Raw genomic sequence first — 15,044 nt, forward strand, 5'->3', positions numbered from 1 at the left:
GTGTTTATCATCTTTTTGCTTGTGTTTAAAATTTATTTCTCAAAATTTCACAACAAAAAAGTTGTGTTTATAGCATTTATTATGCGCATAAACACAACTTTTATTTTATGGATGTATCTTATTTTTAATCTGCAGTTCCTTGATATTCCCGCGGGGAAATCCCCACATGCTTGCGGAACATCTTGGAAAACTGCACATAGTCGCTATAGCCCACCTGCGCAGCCACTTCCTTGCATTGCAGGTTCTTGTCGTTTTTCAGCAAAGCCTTGGCCTTGCCCATGCGGAACTGCAACAGATAGTCCGTGAAGCTGATACCCGTCTCCTTCTTGAAACGCCCCCCCATATAAGAAGCTGACATATGTGCCACCAGGGCCAGATCGCCCAGCTTCACATCATCCATATAGTGTTCTTCGATATAGCGGCGCATGGACTCCACCAATTGACTGCCGCCCCATTTGCGGTCCCGCAGTGTGCCGATAGCTTCCGGACTGCAGTACTGCTTGAAGGAGCTCACGGTATCATAGACGGATTTTTCCATAGGAATACGGTCAAACGTCGAACCGCCGATGTACCCCTGACAATCCGAATTGCGGTAGATGTACTGCATATCCATCAGCGTATTAGCCGGGCCGGCATAGACCATGCGCAGGCACTCCGGATTCTTCGCCTTGCATAAATCAAAAATATCCTGCGCGATCCCCCGGGCCTCGCTGATGGTCAGATGGCGCTTAGCTCCCAAAAGACCGCCAGCCGTAAGGCCCATATGCACACAGATGATATCGGCTCCCACCGCCAGCATCTTCTCAGCCTCTTCCACTGACGTCACAAAAGCCATGGTCAAAAGATCCAGCTGATTGGCCAGATTGATTGCCGCTACCTCCCGCTCATAGGAACTGCCTTCTTCTTCCAACGCTTCCCGAAAACTGCCATCCACCAACGCCAAAGTGGGGGAATTTACAACACCGGCAAAACCGCTCTCCTTGATCCGTTTCAGATAATCATACAATTTCAGATAGGGATCACTGGCCATCAGACCAAACAACAGAGGTACATCCTGTACCACGGGAAAGATTTCCCGCTTGCCCATCTCCATGACCATCTTATTGCTGTTGCCATAGCAAAAATAACTGCTCAGGGAACTACGCCCCATGATGCGGTATTTCCCCGCGGAAAGTGCCAGCAGGATATCCGCACCTCCCATAGCCGCCAGTTTCGCGGTCATGCCTGAACCTACCGCCGCACCAATGATATGACCGCCGACGTTGACCTCCGCCCGCAGGCGGCGCAGGATATAGCTTTTATCATAATCTGCCATCGCCCATAGCTCCTCGTTTTCTGGCCATAAACGCCTTCATCTTATCCAGGACCTTATAGGATTTCACCCTGGCCTGCAAATTCCGCTCCGTGTCCTCGCCCTTCAGCGGATAAAAACTGAAAAATCCATCCAGATCGGGAACACATTCCAATATATAAGCTGCATCCTCAGCCGCAGCCATCCTTTGCCCACAGCAAAGGGTGATCACCTCGGGCCGGATACGCTTGCACTCCTGCATGATTTTTTCTGCCAACGCACAGCAATCTGCCAGCGGCGGGACATTCCCCGCATTCAGCATCGCCTTGGTCACAATGCCGAGATGGATGACCAGCACATCAGCACCGGCTTCCGTCATCGCCCGGCCCTGCTCCACATCAAATACGAACGGGCAGGTAAACATATCCAGTTCATGCGCTTCCCGAATCATATCCACTTCCAGCTGATAGCCCAGGTCTGTCCCTTCCAGATTGGCCCGGAAGCGGCCATCAATGATCCCTACGGTGGGAAAGTTCTGCACACCGTTGAATCCCTGCTCTTTCAGCTGGGCAATGAACATATCCATCTTCCGGAACGGATCGGTACCACAGACACCGGCAATCAGCGGCGTTTTCTTCACCTCCGGCAATATGTCCTCGCCCTTCGCCTGCATGAGCGAATTGGCATCATCATAGGACAGCAGGCTGGACATCAGATTGCGTCCAGCCTGCTGCAAACGGCCGGTATGGTAAAGCGCGACAAAATCCACATTGGTCTTGTCAATGCGTTGAATGATTTCCTCCATGCCTGTTCCCAGACCTGTCAGGATCTTTCCCCTGTCCAGCGTCTCTCGCAGGTCTGCCAGAATGTCCTGACGATTTTTTCTCAGCATCCCCATACCCCTTGTTCGATTTATCTTTTGTCAATCCGGTTCAAAATACACCGTTATGGACGTACCGCCATCCACCAGGGTATTTACCTCGATACTCTGCCCCGTTGCATAGCCAGAGCCTTCACTTTGGAAGGACAGCCCTTTATCCGCAGCCAGCCCCGCAGCCTCCCGCAGGCTCTTGCCCCTGAAATCCGGTACAACGACCTTACCTTCGGGGACTTCCCCCGCAAACGGTCTGGCCGGCTTGTGCACCGGCTGTTTTTTCTCCGCTGGTTCCATCCCTGCGAAAGGATCGCTGGACGGCTCAATGTGCAGATGACGGAAAAGCTGGGAGAAGATACGTCCGGCTACCGGAGCCGCAATCTGACCACCATAGAAGTTTCCTGTGCCCGGATCGTCAATAACCACCAGCACTACCAGTTGGGGATCTTCCACAGGCGCAAAGCCACAGAAGGATGCGATATAGCGGCCATCCATATAGCCGCTGCCATCCTCGCGTATCTTCTGGGCCGTACCGGTCTTACCACCGATACGATACCCCTTGACCTGTGCCTTGGCGCCGCCGCCGCTGGCCACCACCTGCTCCAGAAGCCCCATCAGCGTCTTGTCCGTAGCCGAATCGATGACGCGCCGGACTTCCGTCTTGCCGCGTTCCTCATAGGTACTGCCGTCCGCATTGCGGATAGACTTGACGATATGAGGCTTCAGCAGCACACCATCATTAGCGATGGCCGACATAGCCGTAACCAACTGCAAAGGCGTCACAGCAATACTCTGCCCAATAGCCGTGGTTGCCATATCCGAATCCCGCATATCCTCAGGGTTGAAGAGGATACCGCTTTCCTCACCGGGCAGGTCTACGCCAGTGGGTTCCCCAAAGCCAAAGGCCTTGGCGTAACTCATGAGCTTTTCTGCCCCCAGGCGCAGGCCCACCTGAGCAAAGCCTGTATTCAGGGACTGCTTCACCACGTCCGTAAAGGTGACCGTACCGAAGCTCTCCCCGTTCCAGTTCTGGATGCGCCGCCCGGACACCATGACATAACCCGGGTCCACAAATACCTGATTGGGACTGACCACCTTTTCCTGCAAAGCGGCTCCCGCTACTACAGACTTGAAGGTCGACCCCGGCTCATAGATAAAGGATACGGCCCGATTCTTCCAAAGTTCCGGCGAATAATCCCAGAACTTGTTCGGATTATAGGACGGGCGGGAAGCCATCGCCAAAATTTCTCCGTTTTTGGGATCCATTACCACACAGGTAATAGCCTTGGGGTTATTTTCTGCAATAGCCCGATCCAATTCCTGTTCCACAATGAACTGGATGCCACTGTCAATGGTCAGCTCCACAGTCTTGCAGGCATCCCCCATATAGCGGCGCTTGTTGGAGAAGATGGAATCCAGGATGGGACGCGCCTGCTGGTCAGTGGTGATATAAGTCTCCTTCACCTCACCTTTGAGCAGCGAGTCCAGCGCCTGTTCCACACCATCCAGCCCCTTGTCATCCGTGCCGATAAAGCCCAGCACATTAGCTGCCAATGCATCGTTGGGATAGTAGCGCTTGGCTTCTTCCCGGAAATTCATACAGGAGATATAATTCTTTTCCTTGATGAGCTGACGCACGGCCTCATACTCAGACTGCTCCATACGGCGCTTGACCCAGACAAAGCCACCGCCCACAGCGATATCATCCAGGATTTCCTGTTCACTCTTGCCAATCAGCGGAGCCAGATTTGCCGCTACTTCCTGTGGATTCTCCACATGAGAGGGGTCGATATAGAGCGACTTTGTCATGGTGCTGACGGCCATTTCCCGGCCATTGCGATCAACAATCGCCCCGCGGGGAGACTGTATCGCATAATCCTGCCCAACCTGCGCCTTCATGCGCTCGCCCAGGCTGTTTCCCTGTACCAGCTGCAACCAGGCATAACGGCAGACAATAAGCCCTACACCCAACAGCATAAAAAAAGCCAGAAAACTGATGCGCCGCTGAACTGCACGGCGTTCCTTCTTCATTTACCGAGCCTCCTGCCTGCTGCTCTTGAGCAGCGTTTCCTTTAGCCTGCCTTCGATCTGTACCAGTTCCGCTTCCGCCGCCTGTCGTTTTGCCCGGCCATTCTGCTGGATCTTGATGGTTTCTTCAATCGTGTTGATGAGCCGTTCATTGACTTCCCGCACCGTTTCGATATCCACGATGCTGCGCTCGTTTTCCTGAGCAGTCTCCATGCTGTTCTGCTGCAGGAGCTCCGCGTTGCGGCGCAGGAGCTCATTGGTCGTATTGCTGACGGCCTGCTGCATGCGCAGGACATCCTGCTGGGCCTGCAACCCCAAGGCAATGACCAGCTGATTCTTCCAAAGGGGAATTGTGCTATAGATAGCCGTCTGCACCCGGTCAATCAGAGCCTTATCATTGTTCTGGATCAGGCGGATCTGCGGTGCCGACTGGATGGCAATGGTCTTGCTGATCTTGAGGTCATGGACCTTTTTCTCAAAGCGGTTGACGCTGGCCTCGAAATCAGACACCACCTGCACCGCCATCGGATCACCAGACGCAGCAGCCTGCTGGCGCAGTTTCGGCAAGGTGACGTCCCGCATTTCCGTAAGCTTTTCCTCACCAGCCTGGATATAGAGCTGCAGCTGCTTGAAGTAGCTGAGATTTTCCGCGTAAAGCTTATCAAACAGCGCCACATCCTTCATCATCTTGAGCTTTGCCTGCTCCAGACTGCCCTGGATGCGTTCCACCTGCGTAGACAGCTTGTCATAGCCCAGCTTGATGTCTTCGCCCTTTTTCACGAGACTGCCCACCAGCGGGATCTTGGTCAGAAAGCTCTTGTTCTCCTCTGGCTCAAAATCCCGTACCTGCTTGACGAGACTGCCCAGCAGTTCACCTACAGGGCCGCTGTCTTTCGTGCGCACCTGCGATAACACACTGTCGGAGAACTCGGCAATCTTCTGCTGTGCGGGTGCGCCAAAGCGCAGGATTGCGGTGGAATCCGTAAGATCCAGCTCATCTTTTATCTTCTCTACCTGTGCCCGTTCCTCGGGGCTCAGGGCATTCACCGCCTGTTCTACCTGTGCCGTCATCACTTCTGTGGACGGCAGATTGGCTGGCGTCACATCAGCGCTGGCAATATTGGTCTTAGCCTTCATCAAATCTTCTAATTTTACTTCCATGGTCAGCCCTCCCGCTTAGCGATAGTATTGTTCATAGAAATCATCCACCGGCATAAAGAAATAACGTATTCCCTCTATGATAGACACAAAGGTGGGAATCAGCGTCCAGCACAGGACGATATAGGCTACGCCCCACTTGGTCTTGCCCTGATAGAATTTATGCGCGCCCAATGTGCCCAAGGCAATAGCCAGCCCGCTCATAATCAATTTCTGCATCAGTACAGAATTGCGCAGATTGTCCGGGACAGGCATCTTTTCGGGGACAGGTTCCAATCCCTGCCGGCCTACTTTGGTAACCGCTCCCCGGCGGGGACGTTTTTTCCGGCCAATGCCGGTAGCCGGCGGGCCGCTATGGGCATTGAGTTCCACCGGCTCCCCGCTCATTTCCTGACGGTTGTTGCTGATGCCTTCAGCCTCCAATGACTGCTTCATCACCGTCAGTTCAGCTTCCATATCCAGCAGCTGGTTGTTGATGATCTTCGTGAATTCCGCACTGTAGGCTTCATCGAAGCTGACCAGCGTTTCCTTGAGCTGTGCCTTGACCTGCCGCACCTGACCAGTTTCCAGCTTCGTGTCCTCCAGCTCCATGTACTGCTCACTGAGATTGGCCGCCCTATCCTGATAATAATGGATAAAGCGGTTGGCCGCCGCAATGCGCTCCGGATGCTTCTCCACATAATTCAGCAATCTGGCGGCTTCCTGCTGCATCAGGCCCAGCTGCTGGCTCAATTGGCTGTCCCGGATCTTCCGCCGGGCCGTCTCCACCCGTTCGTAATCCAGGCGGGCCTTCTCCCAATCCTCCAGAGCTGAATCGGCCTGCGCGTCAGCCAACTGGCTGACGTCCAGCTTCCGCACGACTTTCTGCGGCAGCTGTCCCCGATAGATGCTGGCGCCCATCCCCACCAGCATCAGCAGGCCTGCCGCACCATAGTCATTCGTCAAACAATATATCCCGCCAATTCCCAAGATCAAGGCCAACAGGCCACATATATTACGCATTCCCCTCGCTCCTTGCCGAAAATTTATGCTTCCATTATACCACAAGGGGGGCTGGTTTACACTATTTTGCAAACCAGCCCCCGGCATTATTACCAATGATATTTTTCCCCGCGGTTGATCTTGAACGCGCGGTAAATCTGTTCCACGAGCAGCAGACGCACCATCTGATGGGTGAAGGTCATCCGCGAAAAGCTCAGCAGTTCATCGGCGGCTTTGCGAACCTCCGGTGACAGGCCGAAGGCCCCGCCGATCAGGAAGGTGATATTGCTTCGGCCGGACAAGCCCAGCTTGTCGATGGCAGCGGCCAATTCCTCAGAGGACTTTTCCTTGCCGAATACATCCAGCACGAACAGGTAGCTGCCTTCGGGTACCAGCTTCAAAAGCTTTTCCCCTTCTTTTATCAGCACCTGCTCCTTCTCCGCCGCTGATGGATTATCGGGCATCTTCTCCTCATGGACTTCCCGGATTTCCACCTGCGCAAATGGTTTCAGCCGCTTCATGAATTCCGCGATTCCCGCGGTCAGATATTTTTCCTTGATTTTGCCTGCACAGACAATGGTGATCTTCATCAGCGATTATCCTGCGGCATTTCTTCCAGGACAACATCCACACTGCGGCTTGCCCCATTGCGGTCAAACGTGATCTTCACCTTATCGCCCACCTTATGGCTGGCCACCTTGGCCCGCAGTTCCGAAATGCTGTTGACTTCCTCATCATCCACCTTGAGAATGATGTCACCGCGCTGCAAGCCGGCCTTGCCACAAGGACCGTTCAGCGTCAGTTGGAATACATAGACACCTTTTTCGATATTCAACTGATAGCCAAAACGAGGTGCAGTGCTCGGGTCCATGATGGAGACACCCAGATAAGGACGTGCCACATACCCCTTATCCATCAATTCCTTGATCACATCCTGCACGGTATTGCTGGGAATGGAAAAGCCCATGCCCTCCACACCGTTGGCTGCCAATTTGGCACTATTGATACCAATAACCTCACCGTCAGCATTGACGAGAGCACCACCGGAGTTGCCGGGATTGATTGCCGCATCCGTCTGGATAAGTTTCACCAGTTTATCGCTGATGTCCAGCGTACGATTCAAGGCACTGATAACGCCACTGGTCACACTGCCCTGGAATTCCAACCCCATAGGATTGCCAATGGCAATGGCAGGTTCGCCCACCACGATCTGGTCCGAATCACCGAATTTGGCCGTCGGCAGATCCTTAGCATCAACCTTGACCACAGCCAGGTCCGTAAGCTCATCCGCGCCAATCAGCTTGCCCTTGAGGCTGCGGCCATCTGCCAGTGACACGATGATTTCCTTGGCACCACTGATTACATGGTTATTCGTGACAATATAGCCATCTTCCCGGAAGATGACACCGGAACCTACGCCCTGCGTTTCCACAGGATTATTGAACCAGTCACGGGCCACGGCCTTATTGGTAATGCCCACTACCGTCGGCCCTACTATCTTTGCCGCCCGCACCGCCGGAGTATTCCGCGCATCCGAGAGCTTCACATCAGCATTGGCCTGCGGGGCACTCTGTGACGTACCACTGACGCTGGCCGAATTATCCGCAGCCGTACCTGCTGAGCAGCCGGAAAAAGATACTGCCGATATAGCCAGCATAGCTGCCACCATCAGTGAAGTTTTCTTCTTGTTCATGAAAATCCCCTCCAAAATTTAATTCAAGTACCAGCCGACCATTTCATTTTGGCTGGCCACTGTTAAATCGATATTCACACCCTGTCGAGCCAAAATTCCCTGCACCGTATCCTCAGCCAGATCCGGACGATTATTCTCCTCCGACAAATGCGCTAAAAAGACCTTCTCCGGTCTTTTTTGCATCCGCAGGAGTGCCCAGGCTGCATCACTGTTAGCCAGGTGCCCGCGATTTGACAAGATCCGTCGTTTCAGATGCCAGGGGTAGGCCCCCTGCTTCAGCACCTCCGGGTCATGATTGGATTCCAGGATCAGCACATCGGCACCTTCCAATGCTGCCTGAACATTAGCGGTCACAAACCCCAGATCCGTTGCCAGCGTAACCGTCCTGCGCCCCCGCAGGCAAAAGCCCACCGGCTCCGCCGCATCATGCGGGATATTGAAACTATCCACAGACAGCCCATTAATGGAAAAATGTTCACCAACCGGGCAAAAACACTCTGCCGGGATTGCAGCCCGTTCTTTCATATGCTCTATGGTACCCGGCCGCGTGAAAATAGGCAGATGATACCACTTGGACAAAGTAACCAGGCCTGCCACATGGTCGCGATGCTCATGTGTCACGAGAATCCCATCCAAAGATGAAGCTTCTACCCCCAGGCTTGCCAATCCTTTTTTTATCTTCGTGGCGCTGATGCCAGCATCAAGCAAGAGCCTCGTGCCATCCATTTCCACAAAGACAGCATTGCCCTTACTGCCACTGGCCAAAATCCTAACCTGCATTTCCACGACTCCTATCATAACACTTGACTCTGTAAATTATCTGTAAAGACAATACTTTTTTCATTATAACGCGTCACTACAAATTTTACCACCAGAAAAAATGCGTTTTCTAAAAAAAACACTTGCATTCTTCCGCAAAAAACGCTATCATATTTTTATGTGTCAATGCACATATCAATTGTGAAATGAATCCATTCGGCATCAACCACGTACAAATGTATGGATTTCACTAACCAGTAACTCGGATCGTTCCGGAGGTGAATCAACATGGCAGTACCAAAGAGAAAAATGTCCAAGGCCCGCCGCGACCAGCGCCGCGCTAATTGGAAATTAGAAGCACCGGGCTTCGTAGCTTGCCCGCAGTGCCACGAACCGAAAATGCCTCATCACGTATGCCCTGAATGCGGCTACTATGACGGCAAAGAAGTCGTTGCCGCTGCTGAATAAGCAACATAAAAATCGGCCATCGCTCAGCGATTGGCCGATTTTTTTATATTCTTTTACCAGCCTGCCACATTGCGCCAAATGCCAAAAAGCAGGAAATACGCCACCAGCATATAACCGATTCTTTCCGGGAAGGGCGGATGCCATCCGTCTCTCACCCAGCAATAGGCATCATAACCCCACCATAGGACAAACAATGGCAAGGCCAGCAAGATAGCAGGATTGGCCTGCCAGGCTGCTTGTATATCCCCCCTGAGCAGTGCCAGCACCAGATGGGTGACACCACAGCCGGGACATTTATACCCCGTCAGCAGATGGAAGATACAAGGAATCCCCCGGCCCAGCCAGTGAATCAGCAGCAGATAAGCAACGCCTGAGGCAGCCAGACCAGCCAGCTGCCCGGCCAGCCTGCCTGCGCGCTGACGCTGCGCCGGTGTACCGGGGGAAAGAACCTGCAAGCTGTCTTTAAGCCTCCGCACCTTCATCATAAGCAACGATATCATTGATGCTATCCTGCATCAGAGCCTGGCTCACGAGCCCCAGACAGAATACAGCCAGCAGCAGATAAATAATCGGGCTGTTATGGTCATAGCGCATATCGCGCCTTTCCTTGGCCAGATTCACCGTCACACCCATCTTATAGTACCAATAGATGCTGTAGATGCCACAGGTGATCAACGTATACAGAATGACCATGCCACCGGAGGCCGTTGTCTGTTCCCCTGCCAGCTCATGAAGCTCATCCGTCATCTTATAGACCCAATACAATGCATAGATACCACAAGTCACCAAACTCAGGATGATTGCTTTGACAATACTTCTTTTTTCAATCCCCATATCCATCAGTCAAGTCCCCTTCTTGTCGTTGATTGTTCAATCAATCCATTCAACGATTTCTGCATAAATCCCAACGATAAAAACGGCGGCAAACATTGCATGATAAATACAATGGCCGAAAAAACCACCAGCAGGCGCGGACTGTCGCCGGATTTTCTCCGGCAGGCCAGCGCCACCATGACTAGCAATATCACGATGCCCCAAAACAGCGAGCTCAGAGAAGAGCCAGCCAACTGGCTGAATGCCTCCACCAGCTCTGCCTCATCCATAGCATTATCCACCAACAGCAGCAGCGCCCCGGCAACAGCAGTAACCAGCCCGCCGATCCCCACGGATACGACCACGGCCAGTATCGTGGAAATGATATAACTCTCCTTGCTGGCACCATCAGGCTCCAGTCCTTGTTCTTCACGCAACTGCCCCAGTACATCGCTGTTGACATACAGCCAGTAAACCGTGTACAGGCCGCAGGACAATATGGTATACAGAACCAGCCTGCCTCCTTCTGCAGTTGCAGATTCGCCGCGGAGCCGCTTCAAATCCTCATTCATCCGGTACAGCCAATAAATGCCAAAAAGACCACAGGTAAGGAACGTCAGTACCAGATACATGATCGTATTTCTTTTTTCCATGAAAGATCTGTCCTTCCATCAATGGGCAAGGATTTCATTAGCCACATGTTCTGCATTCGTGCCAATAACCACCTGCACCGCATTGCCCGTGGCGAACGCGCCCCGGACGCCATTGATCTTCTTGATGCGTTCCAGATCCATCTTGCCCGCATCTTTCACCGTGCAACGCAGTCTGGTCGCACAATTGGAAAGTTCCTCGATGTTTTCTTTGCCTCCCAGTGCTGCCAGAACCTGCTCAGACAGTTCACTCATCGTCGCGGGTTCATCACTCACCGGCGTACTCTCATCATAACGGCCGATGGTTGGGATATCGAAATGACGGATAGCCCAGCTAAAGATGCCGTAATAAAGCACAAACACACCTACGCCAATGACCAGGATCATTTCCGGCTTCGTAGCCAGGCCCCAGTCAATCACATAATCGATAAAACCAGCCGAGAAGCCAAAGCCATCCAGGACTCCCAGGGAATACGTCACCGCCAGGGAAAGCCCCGTGAGCACCGCATGCACGGCATAAAGCGCAGGCGCCAGGAACATGAACATGAACTCAATCGGTTCCGTGATACCCGTCAGGAAAGCCGTAAAAGCCACCGAAGCCAGCATACCACCGATTTTCGCACGATTCTCCGGCTTGGCTGCATGATACATAGCCAAAGCGACTGCCGGCATACCGAACATCATCATAGGGAAGAAGCCCGCCATGAACATACCTGCCGTAGGGTCACCAGCAAAGAAACGGTTAAGGTCGCCCGTAGCCACTGCCCCCGTCACCGGATTCGTGTACTCACCGAATACGAACCAGATGAAACTGTTGAGGATATGATGCAGTCCCACGGGAATCAACAGGCGATTGAGTACACCATAGACAAAAGTTCCCAAGGCCCCTGCACCGATGATCCATTCACCCACAGCATGGATAAATGCCTGACACGGTCCCCAGATCACACCAAAGACAGCTGCCAGGACGATGGATACCGCTGCTGTCACTATCAACACGAAGCGACGGCCACCGAAGAAACCCAGATATTCAGGAAGTTTTACCGTATGATAGCGATTGTAGAGAACACCGGCTTCAATACCGCTGACGATACCGGCCAACACGCTCATATTGAGCGTCTCATCGATCGTCTTGAGCGCCGAAGTCAGGATGAGATAGCCAATAGCGCCAGCCAGACCTGCCGCACCATTGTTATCCTTGGCCAGACCTACACCAATACCAATGGAAAAGATCAGGGCCAGATTATCAAAGACCGCTCCACCGGCCTTGGTGATAAACGGGATGTTCAGCACATCCGGCGCCCCTAAGCGCAAAAGCAAAGCCGCTGCCGGCAGGACTGCGATAGGCAGCATCAAGGCTTTACCGATGCTTTGCAGCTTGGTAAACCAGTTTTTCATAGAATTCAACTCCTTATAAATGAATAAGCGAGACAGCATTCCACTGTCTCGCTTATTTTAGCATAATAATCTAAATCTTACAATCTGAGGCTTAGAAGAAGAACTCAACGCGGCCAAAGAGCTTCTCAGCATCTTTACCATTATTGAGCTGTTCACCGTTGAAATACTTCAGCGAAGCAACCGTATTCTTAGCCACCGTGTAATTGGTGCCGATTTCCCAGCCCTTGGTGCCGCTGGAAGCGCCATCATAGGACGGATCAAAAGCTACGTTCTGGCCGAGGTGACGGTAAGCGGTATACATCCCCCAGGTGCCCTTGTTTTCCTTCTGTGCACCCTTATAATTGAGTTCTACACTGCCAGCCTTCTTGAAGTTGTCAGCCTTGGCATTTTCAGCATAGGTACCGGAAAGGCCGATGTTCTTATCGAACTGATAGCTGCCGTTTACAGACCAGATCTGTGCATCATCGCTGGCTGCACCATTGCGGTAATTGGCCACGTTCTTGAGCACGTCACTGTTCAGATGATGGTAAGCGGCCCCCAGAGAGAGCTTGTCTTTGCCATACTGCAGGCCCACGCTCTGCATATTAGCAGCATTGTCATTGCCCAGGCCAGTGCGGATATTGCTGTTGGCATGTCTCAGGTTCCAACGGCCAGCCTGAGCCGTGAACTTCAGATCGTTACCCGTGGTGATTGATGCACCAGAGAACTCATCATCGAAGAGCAGTTTGCTGTCCAGCTGCATCGGCAGTTTACCGAGTTTGATGTTGGTATTGCCATACTGGCCTTCAGCCCAGATGCGTTTCAGGGACACATCTGCATCCTGCGTCTTGCCATGGTTGTCACCATCGCTATCTTTAGCCAGGTCCGTGGAGGCATCCAAACGTGCCTTCACATGCCAGTGATCATTCACTTCAGCCGTGGGTTCGAGACGGAACAGCAGCTCATCATCATTGGTCTTGTTCTTATGGCCAGCTGCATCTTCCTTGCGATCGCTGGTGTAAGTGTAACGAGCTTCACCATTCCACTTCACCTTATCCGCATTGCGTTCCAGATTGCTGACGCGGACACCCAGGTTGTTCAGTTCTTCGCTGAATTCAGCAGCCAGTTTGTCAACCAAAGCCTTATCTGCACCGCTGGTGTTCTTGGACATAGCCTTAGCAACCAACTGAGCCATTTCATAACGGGTGATGTTCTTATTCCCCTGGAAAGAACCATCGCCATAACCATCGATAACGCCATCAGCAGCCAGCTGTTTTACAGCATCATAAGCCCAATGGTCAGTCGGTACATCGCTGAACGGGTTGCTGGCGGCAAAAGTCGTGGAAGCTGCGCCTACGATCAGGGCAGTAGACAAAGCAGATACAAGCGTTTTTTTCATGATAATCTCCTCCAATTCACGAGATCACTAAATGACATTTTCTCTTATCCGTTGGAGGCAAGTGTCCGTGTTTCCTTGTCCCTTAGGATGATTTTATTATAATACTTGACTCGCTCAATTACAATTAAAGGACGGTTAAATTTCCATTAAAGTTTGATTAGAAAACTATCTTAATCAACAATTATCACAAAAAAAGCCTTCCCCCAAAGGGGGAAGGCAAAGAAAGCAATCCAAATCAGAAGAAGTAGCTTACACGAGCATAGAGCGTCTGCGTCTTGTCGTTGTGCTGATCAAGCTGCTTACCATGGAAGTAACCCAGCGTCGTCAGTACATTCTTCATCGGAATGTAGCTGGTGCCGAGATCCCAGCCCTTCACGTTGGCAGCAGCGCGGGTGGTATCAAAAGTCGGCATCAGGGATACGTTAGAACCGATGTGACGGTAGCCAAGGAATGCACCCCAGCTGCCTGCATTGGCCTTGTTGGCACCCTTGTAGTCAACTTCTACATTGCCAGACTTCTTGTAGTAATCAGCTTCGCTGTTTTCAGCGTATGCACCCTGCAGAGCCCAGTTCTTGTCGAAGGTGTACGTGCCACCCAGGGACCAGATGTCAGCCTTGCTGTCGTTAGCAGACTTGCTGTAACGAGCGGTCTTGAAGGTATCCGTGGTAAAATGACGGAAACCAGCGCCACCGGCAATCTTGCCCTTCTGATAGTTGAGCTGGATGCCCTGATAGCTGGCCGTATCGCCAGAAGCCGGACGAGCTACATAGGAGTTGGCACGATTGTCGAGATCCCAACGACCTGCTTCGAGCACGACCTTGAGATCTTTACCAGCAGTCACATTGATACCGGAGAAGAAATCATCCAGGATCAGACCATTATCATTCAGGGAGTAGAACGGCTGCTTACCAACTTTCACTTCGCAATTGCCATATACGCCATCAGCGTAAGCAAAGCTCAGGGATGCATTGCCGGCATTATCATTCTTCATCATGTTGGTAGCCGTAAAACGAGCCTTTACCTTCCAATGCTCATTGATTTCAGCCGTCGGGAACAGGCGGAGCTGGAGCTGGTCACGATTGGTTTTCTGCGTGCTGCCATCTGCATTTTTCTTGGCATCACGGTAGCTCCAATAACGATAACGAGCTTCACCAGTCCATTTCACCTTGTCTGCATTGCGTTCCAAATCACTTACGCGCACACCCAGATTGTTCAGTTCATCAGCGAACTCAGCCGCCAGCTTGTCAATCTGTGCCTTATCTTCGCCAGTCGGCTTCTTGGCCATAGCCTTGGCAATCATCTGCGCTGCTTCATAACGGGTAATCGTACGTTCGCCACGGAAAGTATTATCGCCATAGCCTTCGATCACATTATCGTCAATCAGCTGATTGATAGAATCATACGCCCAATGACCTGCCGGAACATCAGCGAACGGATTGCTGGCAGCAAAAGTCGTGCTGGCAGCACCAACTACGAGAGCCGTAGTCAAAGCAGAAACGAGAGTTTTCTTCATCAAGAAACTCCTCCTCAATAAAAAGATTTCTGTATTCCCC

Annotated in this window: 15 protein-coding genes; 1 reads left to right on the forward strand and 14 read right to left on the reverse strand. The window is 52.1% G+C overall.

The window, feature by feature from the left end:
- Window positions 1-124: 124 nt before the first annotated feature.
- The 8 genes from BUB68_RS05180 to BUB68_RS05215 all read right to left on the reverse strand — a co-directional run bounded on the left by BUB68_RS05180 (window position 125) and on the right by BUB68_RS05215 (window position 8,805).
- Window positions 125-1,315, reverse strand: a complete 1,191-nt coding sequence (locus tag BUB68_RS05180; RefSeq protein WP_073088700.1) for a phosphoenolpyruvate hydrolase family protein — start codon at window positions 1,313-1,315, stop codon at window positions 125-127.
- Window positions 1,302-2,183, reverse strand: coding sequence for a phosphoenolpyruvate hydrolase family protein (locus tag BUB68_RS05185; protein ID WP_073088701.1), 882 nt, complete (start codon window positions 2,181-2,183; stop codon window positions 1,302-1,304). The genes BUB68_RS05180 and BUB68_RS05185 overlap by 14 nt, the downstream gene beginning before the upstream one ends.
- A gap of 30 nt (window positions 2,184-2,213) precedes the next feature.
- Window positions 2,214-4,196 carry a penicillin-binding protein gene (locus BUB68_RS05190; RefSeq protein ID WP_073088702.1) on the reverse strand — a complete coding sequence of 661 codons (1,983 nt, stop codon included), beginning with the start codon at window positions 4,194-4,196 and terminating at the stop codon, window positions 2,214-2,216.
- Complete coding sequence (locus BUB68_RS05195) at window positions 4,197-5,354, reverse strand: toxic anion resistance protein (protein ID WP_073088703.1); 1,158 nt, start codon at window positions 5,352-5,354, stop codon at window positions 4,197-4,199.
- Between the two features lie 15 nt (window positions 5,355-5,369).
- Window positions 5,370-6,353: a 5-bromo-4-chloroindolyl phosphate hydrolysis family protein gene (locus BUB68_RS05200; protein WP_073088704.1), complete on the reverse strand. Its 984-nt coding sequence runs from the start codon at window positions 6,351-6,353 to the stop codon at window positions 5,370-5,372.
- Window positions 6,354-6,442: 89 nt separating this feature from the next.
- Window positions 6,443-6,922 (reverse strand): 23S rRNA (pseudouridine(1915)-N(3))-methyltransferase RlmH, encoded by a 480-nt coding sequence (rlmH, locus tag BUB68_RS05205; RefSeq protein WP_073088705.1) that lies wholly within the window; start codon window positions 6,920-6,922, stop codon window positions 6,443-6,445.
- A complete protein-coding gene (locus BUB68_RS05210; RefSeq protein WP_073088706.1) occupies window positions 6,922-8,025 on the reverse strand; it encodes a S1C family serine protease in 1,104 nt (367 codons plus the stop codon). Before BUB68_RS05210 ends, rlmH begins: the two co-directional genes overlap by 1 nt.
- 18 nt (window positions 8,026-8,043) lie before the next feature.
- Window positions 8,044-8,805, reverse strand: a complete 762-nt coding sequence (locus BUB68_RS05215; RefSeq protein ID WP_073088707.1) for an MBL fold metallo-hydrolase — start codon at window positions 8,803-8,805, stop codon at window positions 8,044-8,046.
- 267 nt (window positions 8,806-9,072) lie between these two features.
- Here BUB68_RS05215 and rpmF point away from each other — a divergent pair, with 267 nt between their 5' ends.
- Window positions 9,073-9,252: a 50S ribosomal protein L32 gene (rpmF, locus tag BUB68_RS05220; protein ID WP_014423332.1), complete on the forward strand. Its 180-nt coding sequence runs from the start codon at window positions 9,073-9,075 to the stop codon at window positions 9,250-9,252.
- Window positions 9,253-9,305: 53 nt separating this feature from the next.
- On the opposite strand, the gene BUB68_RS05225 is transcribed toward rpmF, so the two are convergent.
- From BUB68_RS05225 to BUB68_RS05250, 6 genes are all read right to left on the reverse strand, one after another.
- Window positions 9,306-9,737 carry a DUF2752 domain-containing protein gene (locus tag BUB68_RS05225; protein ID WP_218587676.1) on the reverse strand — a complete coding sequence of 144 codons (432 nt, stop codon included), beginning with the start codon at window positions 9,735-9,737 and terminating at the stop codon, window positions 9,306-9,308.
- Window positions 9,715-10,092: a DUF4234 domain-containing protein gene (locus BUB68_RS05230; protein WP_178139466.1), complete on the reverse strand. Its 378-nt coding sequence runs from the start codon at window positions 10,090-10,092 to the stop codon at window positions 9,715-9,717. The genes BUB68_RS05225 and BUB68_RS05230 overlap by 23 nt, the downstream gene beginning before the upstream one ends.
- Complete coding sequence (locus tag BUB68_RS05235; protein ID WP_073088708.1) at window positions 10,092-10,718, reverse strand: DUF4234 domain-containing protein; 627 nt, start codon at window positions 10,716-10,718, stop codon at window positions 10,092-10,094. Before BUB68_RS05235 ends, BUB68_RS05230 begins: the two co-directional genes overlap by 1 nt.
- Window positions 10,719-10,736: 18 nt before the next feature.
- Complete coding sequence (nagE, locus tag BUB68_RS05240; protein WP_073088709.1) at window positions 10,737-12,113, reverse strand: N-acetylglucosamine-specific PTS transporter subunit IIBC; 1,377 nt, start codon at window positions 12,111-12,113, stop codon at window positions 10,737-10,739.
- A gap of 91 nt (window positions 12,114-12,204) precedes the next feature.
- Window positions 12,205-13,491: an S-layer homology domain-containing protein gene (locus BUB68_RS05245; protein WP_073088710.1), complete on the reverse strand. Its 1,287-nt coding sequence runs from the start codon at window positions 13,489-13,491 to the stop codon at window positions 12,205-12,207.
- Between the two features lie 235 nt (window positions 13,492-13,726).
- On the reverse strand, window positions 13,727-15,004 hold the full coding sequence (locus BUB68_RS05250) for an S-layer homology domain-containing protein (RefSeq protein WP_073088711.1): 1,278 nt from the start codon (window positions 15,002-15,004) through the stop codon (window positions 13,727-13,729).
- Between the last annotated feature and the right edge of the window lie 40 nt (window positions 15,005-15,044).

This window comes from Pseudoselenomonas ruminantium (genome assembly GCF_900142515.1).
Taxonomy (GTDB): Bacteria; Bacillota; Negativicutes; order Selenomonadales; family Selenomonadaceae; genus Selenomonas_A; species Selenomonas_A ruminantium_D.

What these genes read in the sequence shown, in the direction of transcription:
- BUB68_RS05245 (WP_073088710.1), bottom strand. Translation starts at nt 13,491, where the DNA reads ATGAAAAAAACGCTTGTATCTGCTTTGTCTACTGCCCTGATCGTAGGC.
- BUB68_RS05250 (WP_073088711.1), bottom strand. Translation starts at nt 15,004, where the DNA reads ATGAAGAAAACTCTCGTTTCTGCTTTGACTACGGCTCTCGTAGTTGGT.
- rpmF (WP_014423332.1), top strand. Translation starts at nt 9,073, where the DNA reads ATGGCAGTACCAAAGAGAAAAATGTCCAAGGCCCGCCGCGACCAGCGC.
- BUB68_RS05215 (WP_073088707.1), bottom strand. Translation starts at nt 8,805, where the DNA reads ATGCAGGTTAGGATTTTGGCCAGTGGCAGTAAGGGCAATGCTGTCTTT.
- BUB68_RS05235 (WP_073088708.1), bottom strand. Translation starts at nt 10,718, where the DNA reads ATGGAAAAAAGAAATACGATCATGTATCTGGTACTGACGTTCCTTACC.
- BUB68_RS05190 (WP_073088702.1), bottom strand. Translation starts at nt 4,196, where the DNA reads ATGAAGAAGGAACGCCGTGCAGTTCAGCGGCGCATCAGTTTTCTGGCT.
- BUB68_RS05200 (WP_073088704.1), bottom strand. Translation starts at nt 6,353, where the DNA reads ATGCGTAATATATGTGGCCTGTTGGCCTTGATCTTGGGAATTGGCGGG.
- BUB68_RS05230 (WP_178139466.1), bottom strand. Translation starts at nt 10,092, where the DNA reads ATGGATATGGGGATTGAAAAAAGAAGTATTGTCAAAGCAATCATCCTG.
- BUB68_RS05195 (WP_073088703.1), bottom strand. Translation starts at nt 5,354, where the DNA reads ATGGAAGTAAAATTAGAAGATTTGATGAAGGCTAAGACCAATATTGCC.
- nagE (WP_073088709.1), bottom strand. Translation starts at nt 12,113, where the DNA reads ATGAAAAACTGGTTTACCAAGCTGCAAAGCATCGGTAAAGCCTTGATG.
- BUB68_RS05225 (WP_218587676.1), bottom strand. Translation starts at nt 9,737, where the DNA reads ATGATGAAGGTGCGGAGGCTTAAAGACAGCTTGCAGGTTCTTTCCCCC.
- rlmH (WP_073088705.1), bottom strand. Translation starts at nt 6,922, where the DNA reads ATGAAGATCACCATTGTCTGTGCAGGCAAAATCAAGGAAAAATATCTG.
- BUB68_RS05210 (WP_073088706.1), bottom strand. Translation starts at nt 8,025, where the DNA reads ATGAACAAGAAGAAAACTTCACTGATGGTGGCAGCTATGCTGGCTATA.
- BUB68_RS05180 (WP_073088700.1), bottom strand. Translation starts at nt 1,315, where the DNA reads ATGGCAGATTATGATAAAAGCTATATCCTGCGCCGCCTGCGGGCGGAG.
- BUB68_RS05185 (WP_073088701.1), bottom strand. Translation starts at nt 2,183, where the DNA reads ATGCTGAGAAAAAATCGTCAGGACATTCTGGCAGACCTGCGAGAGACG.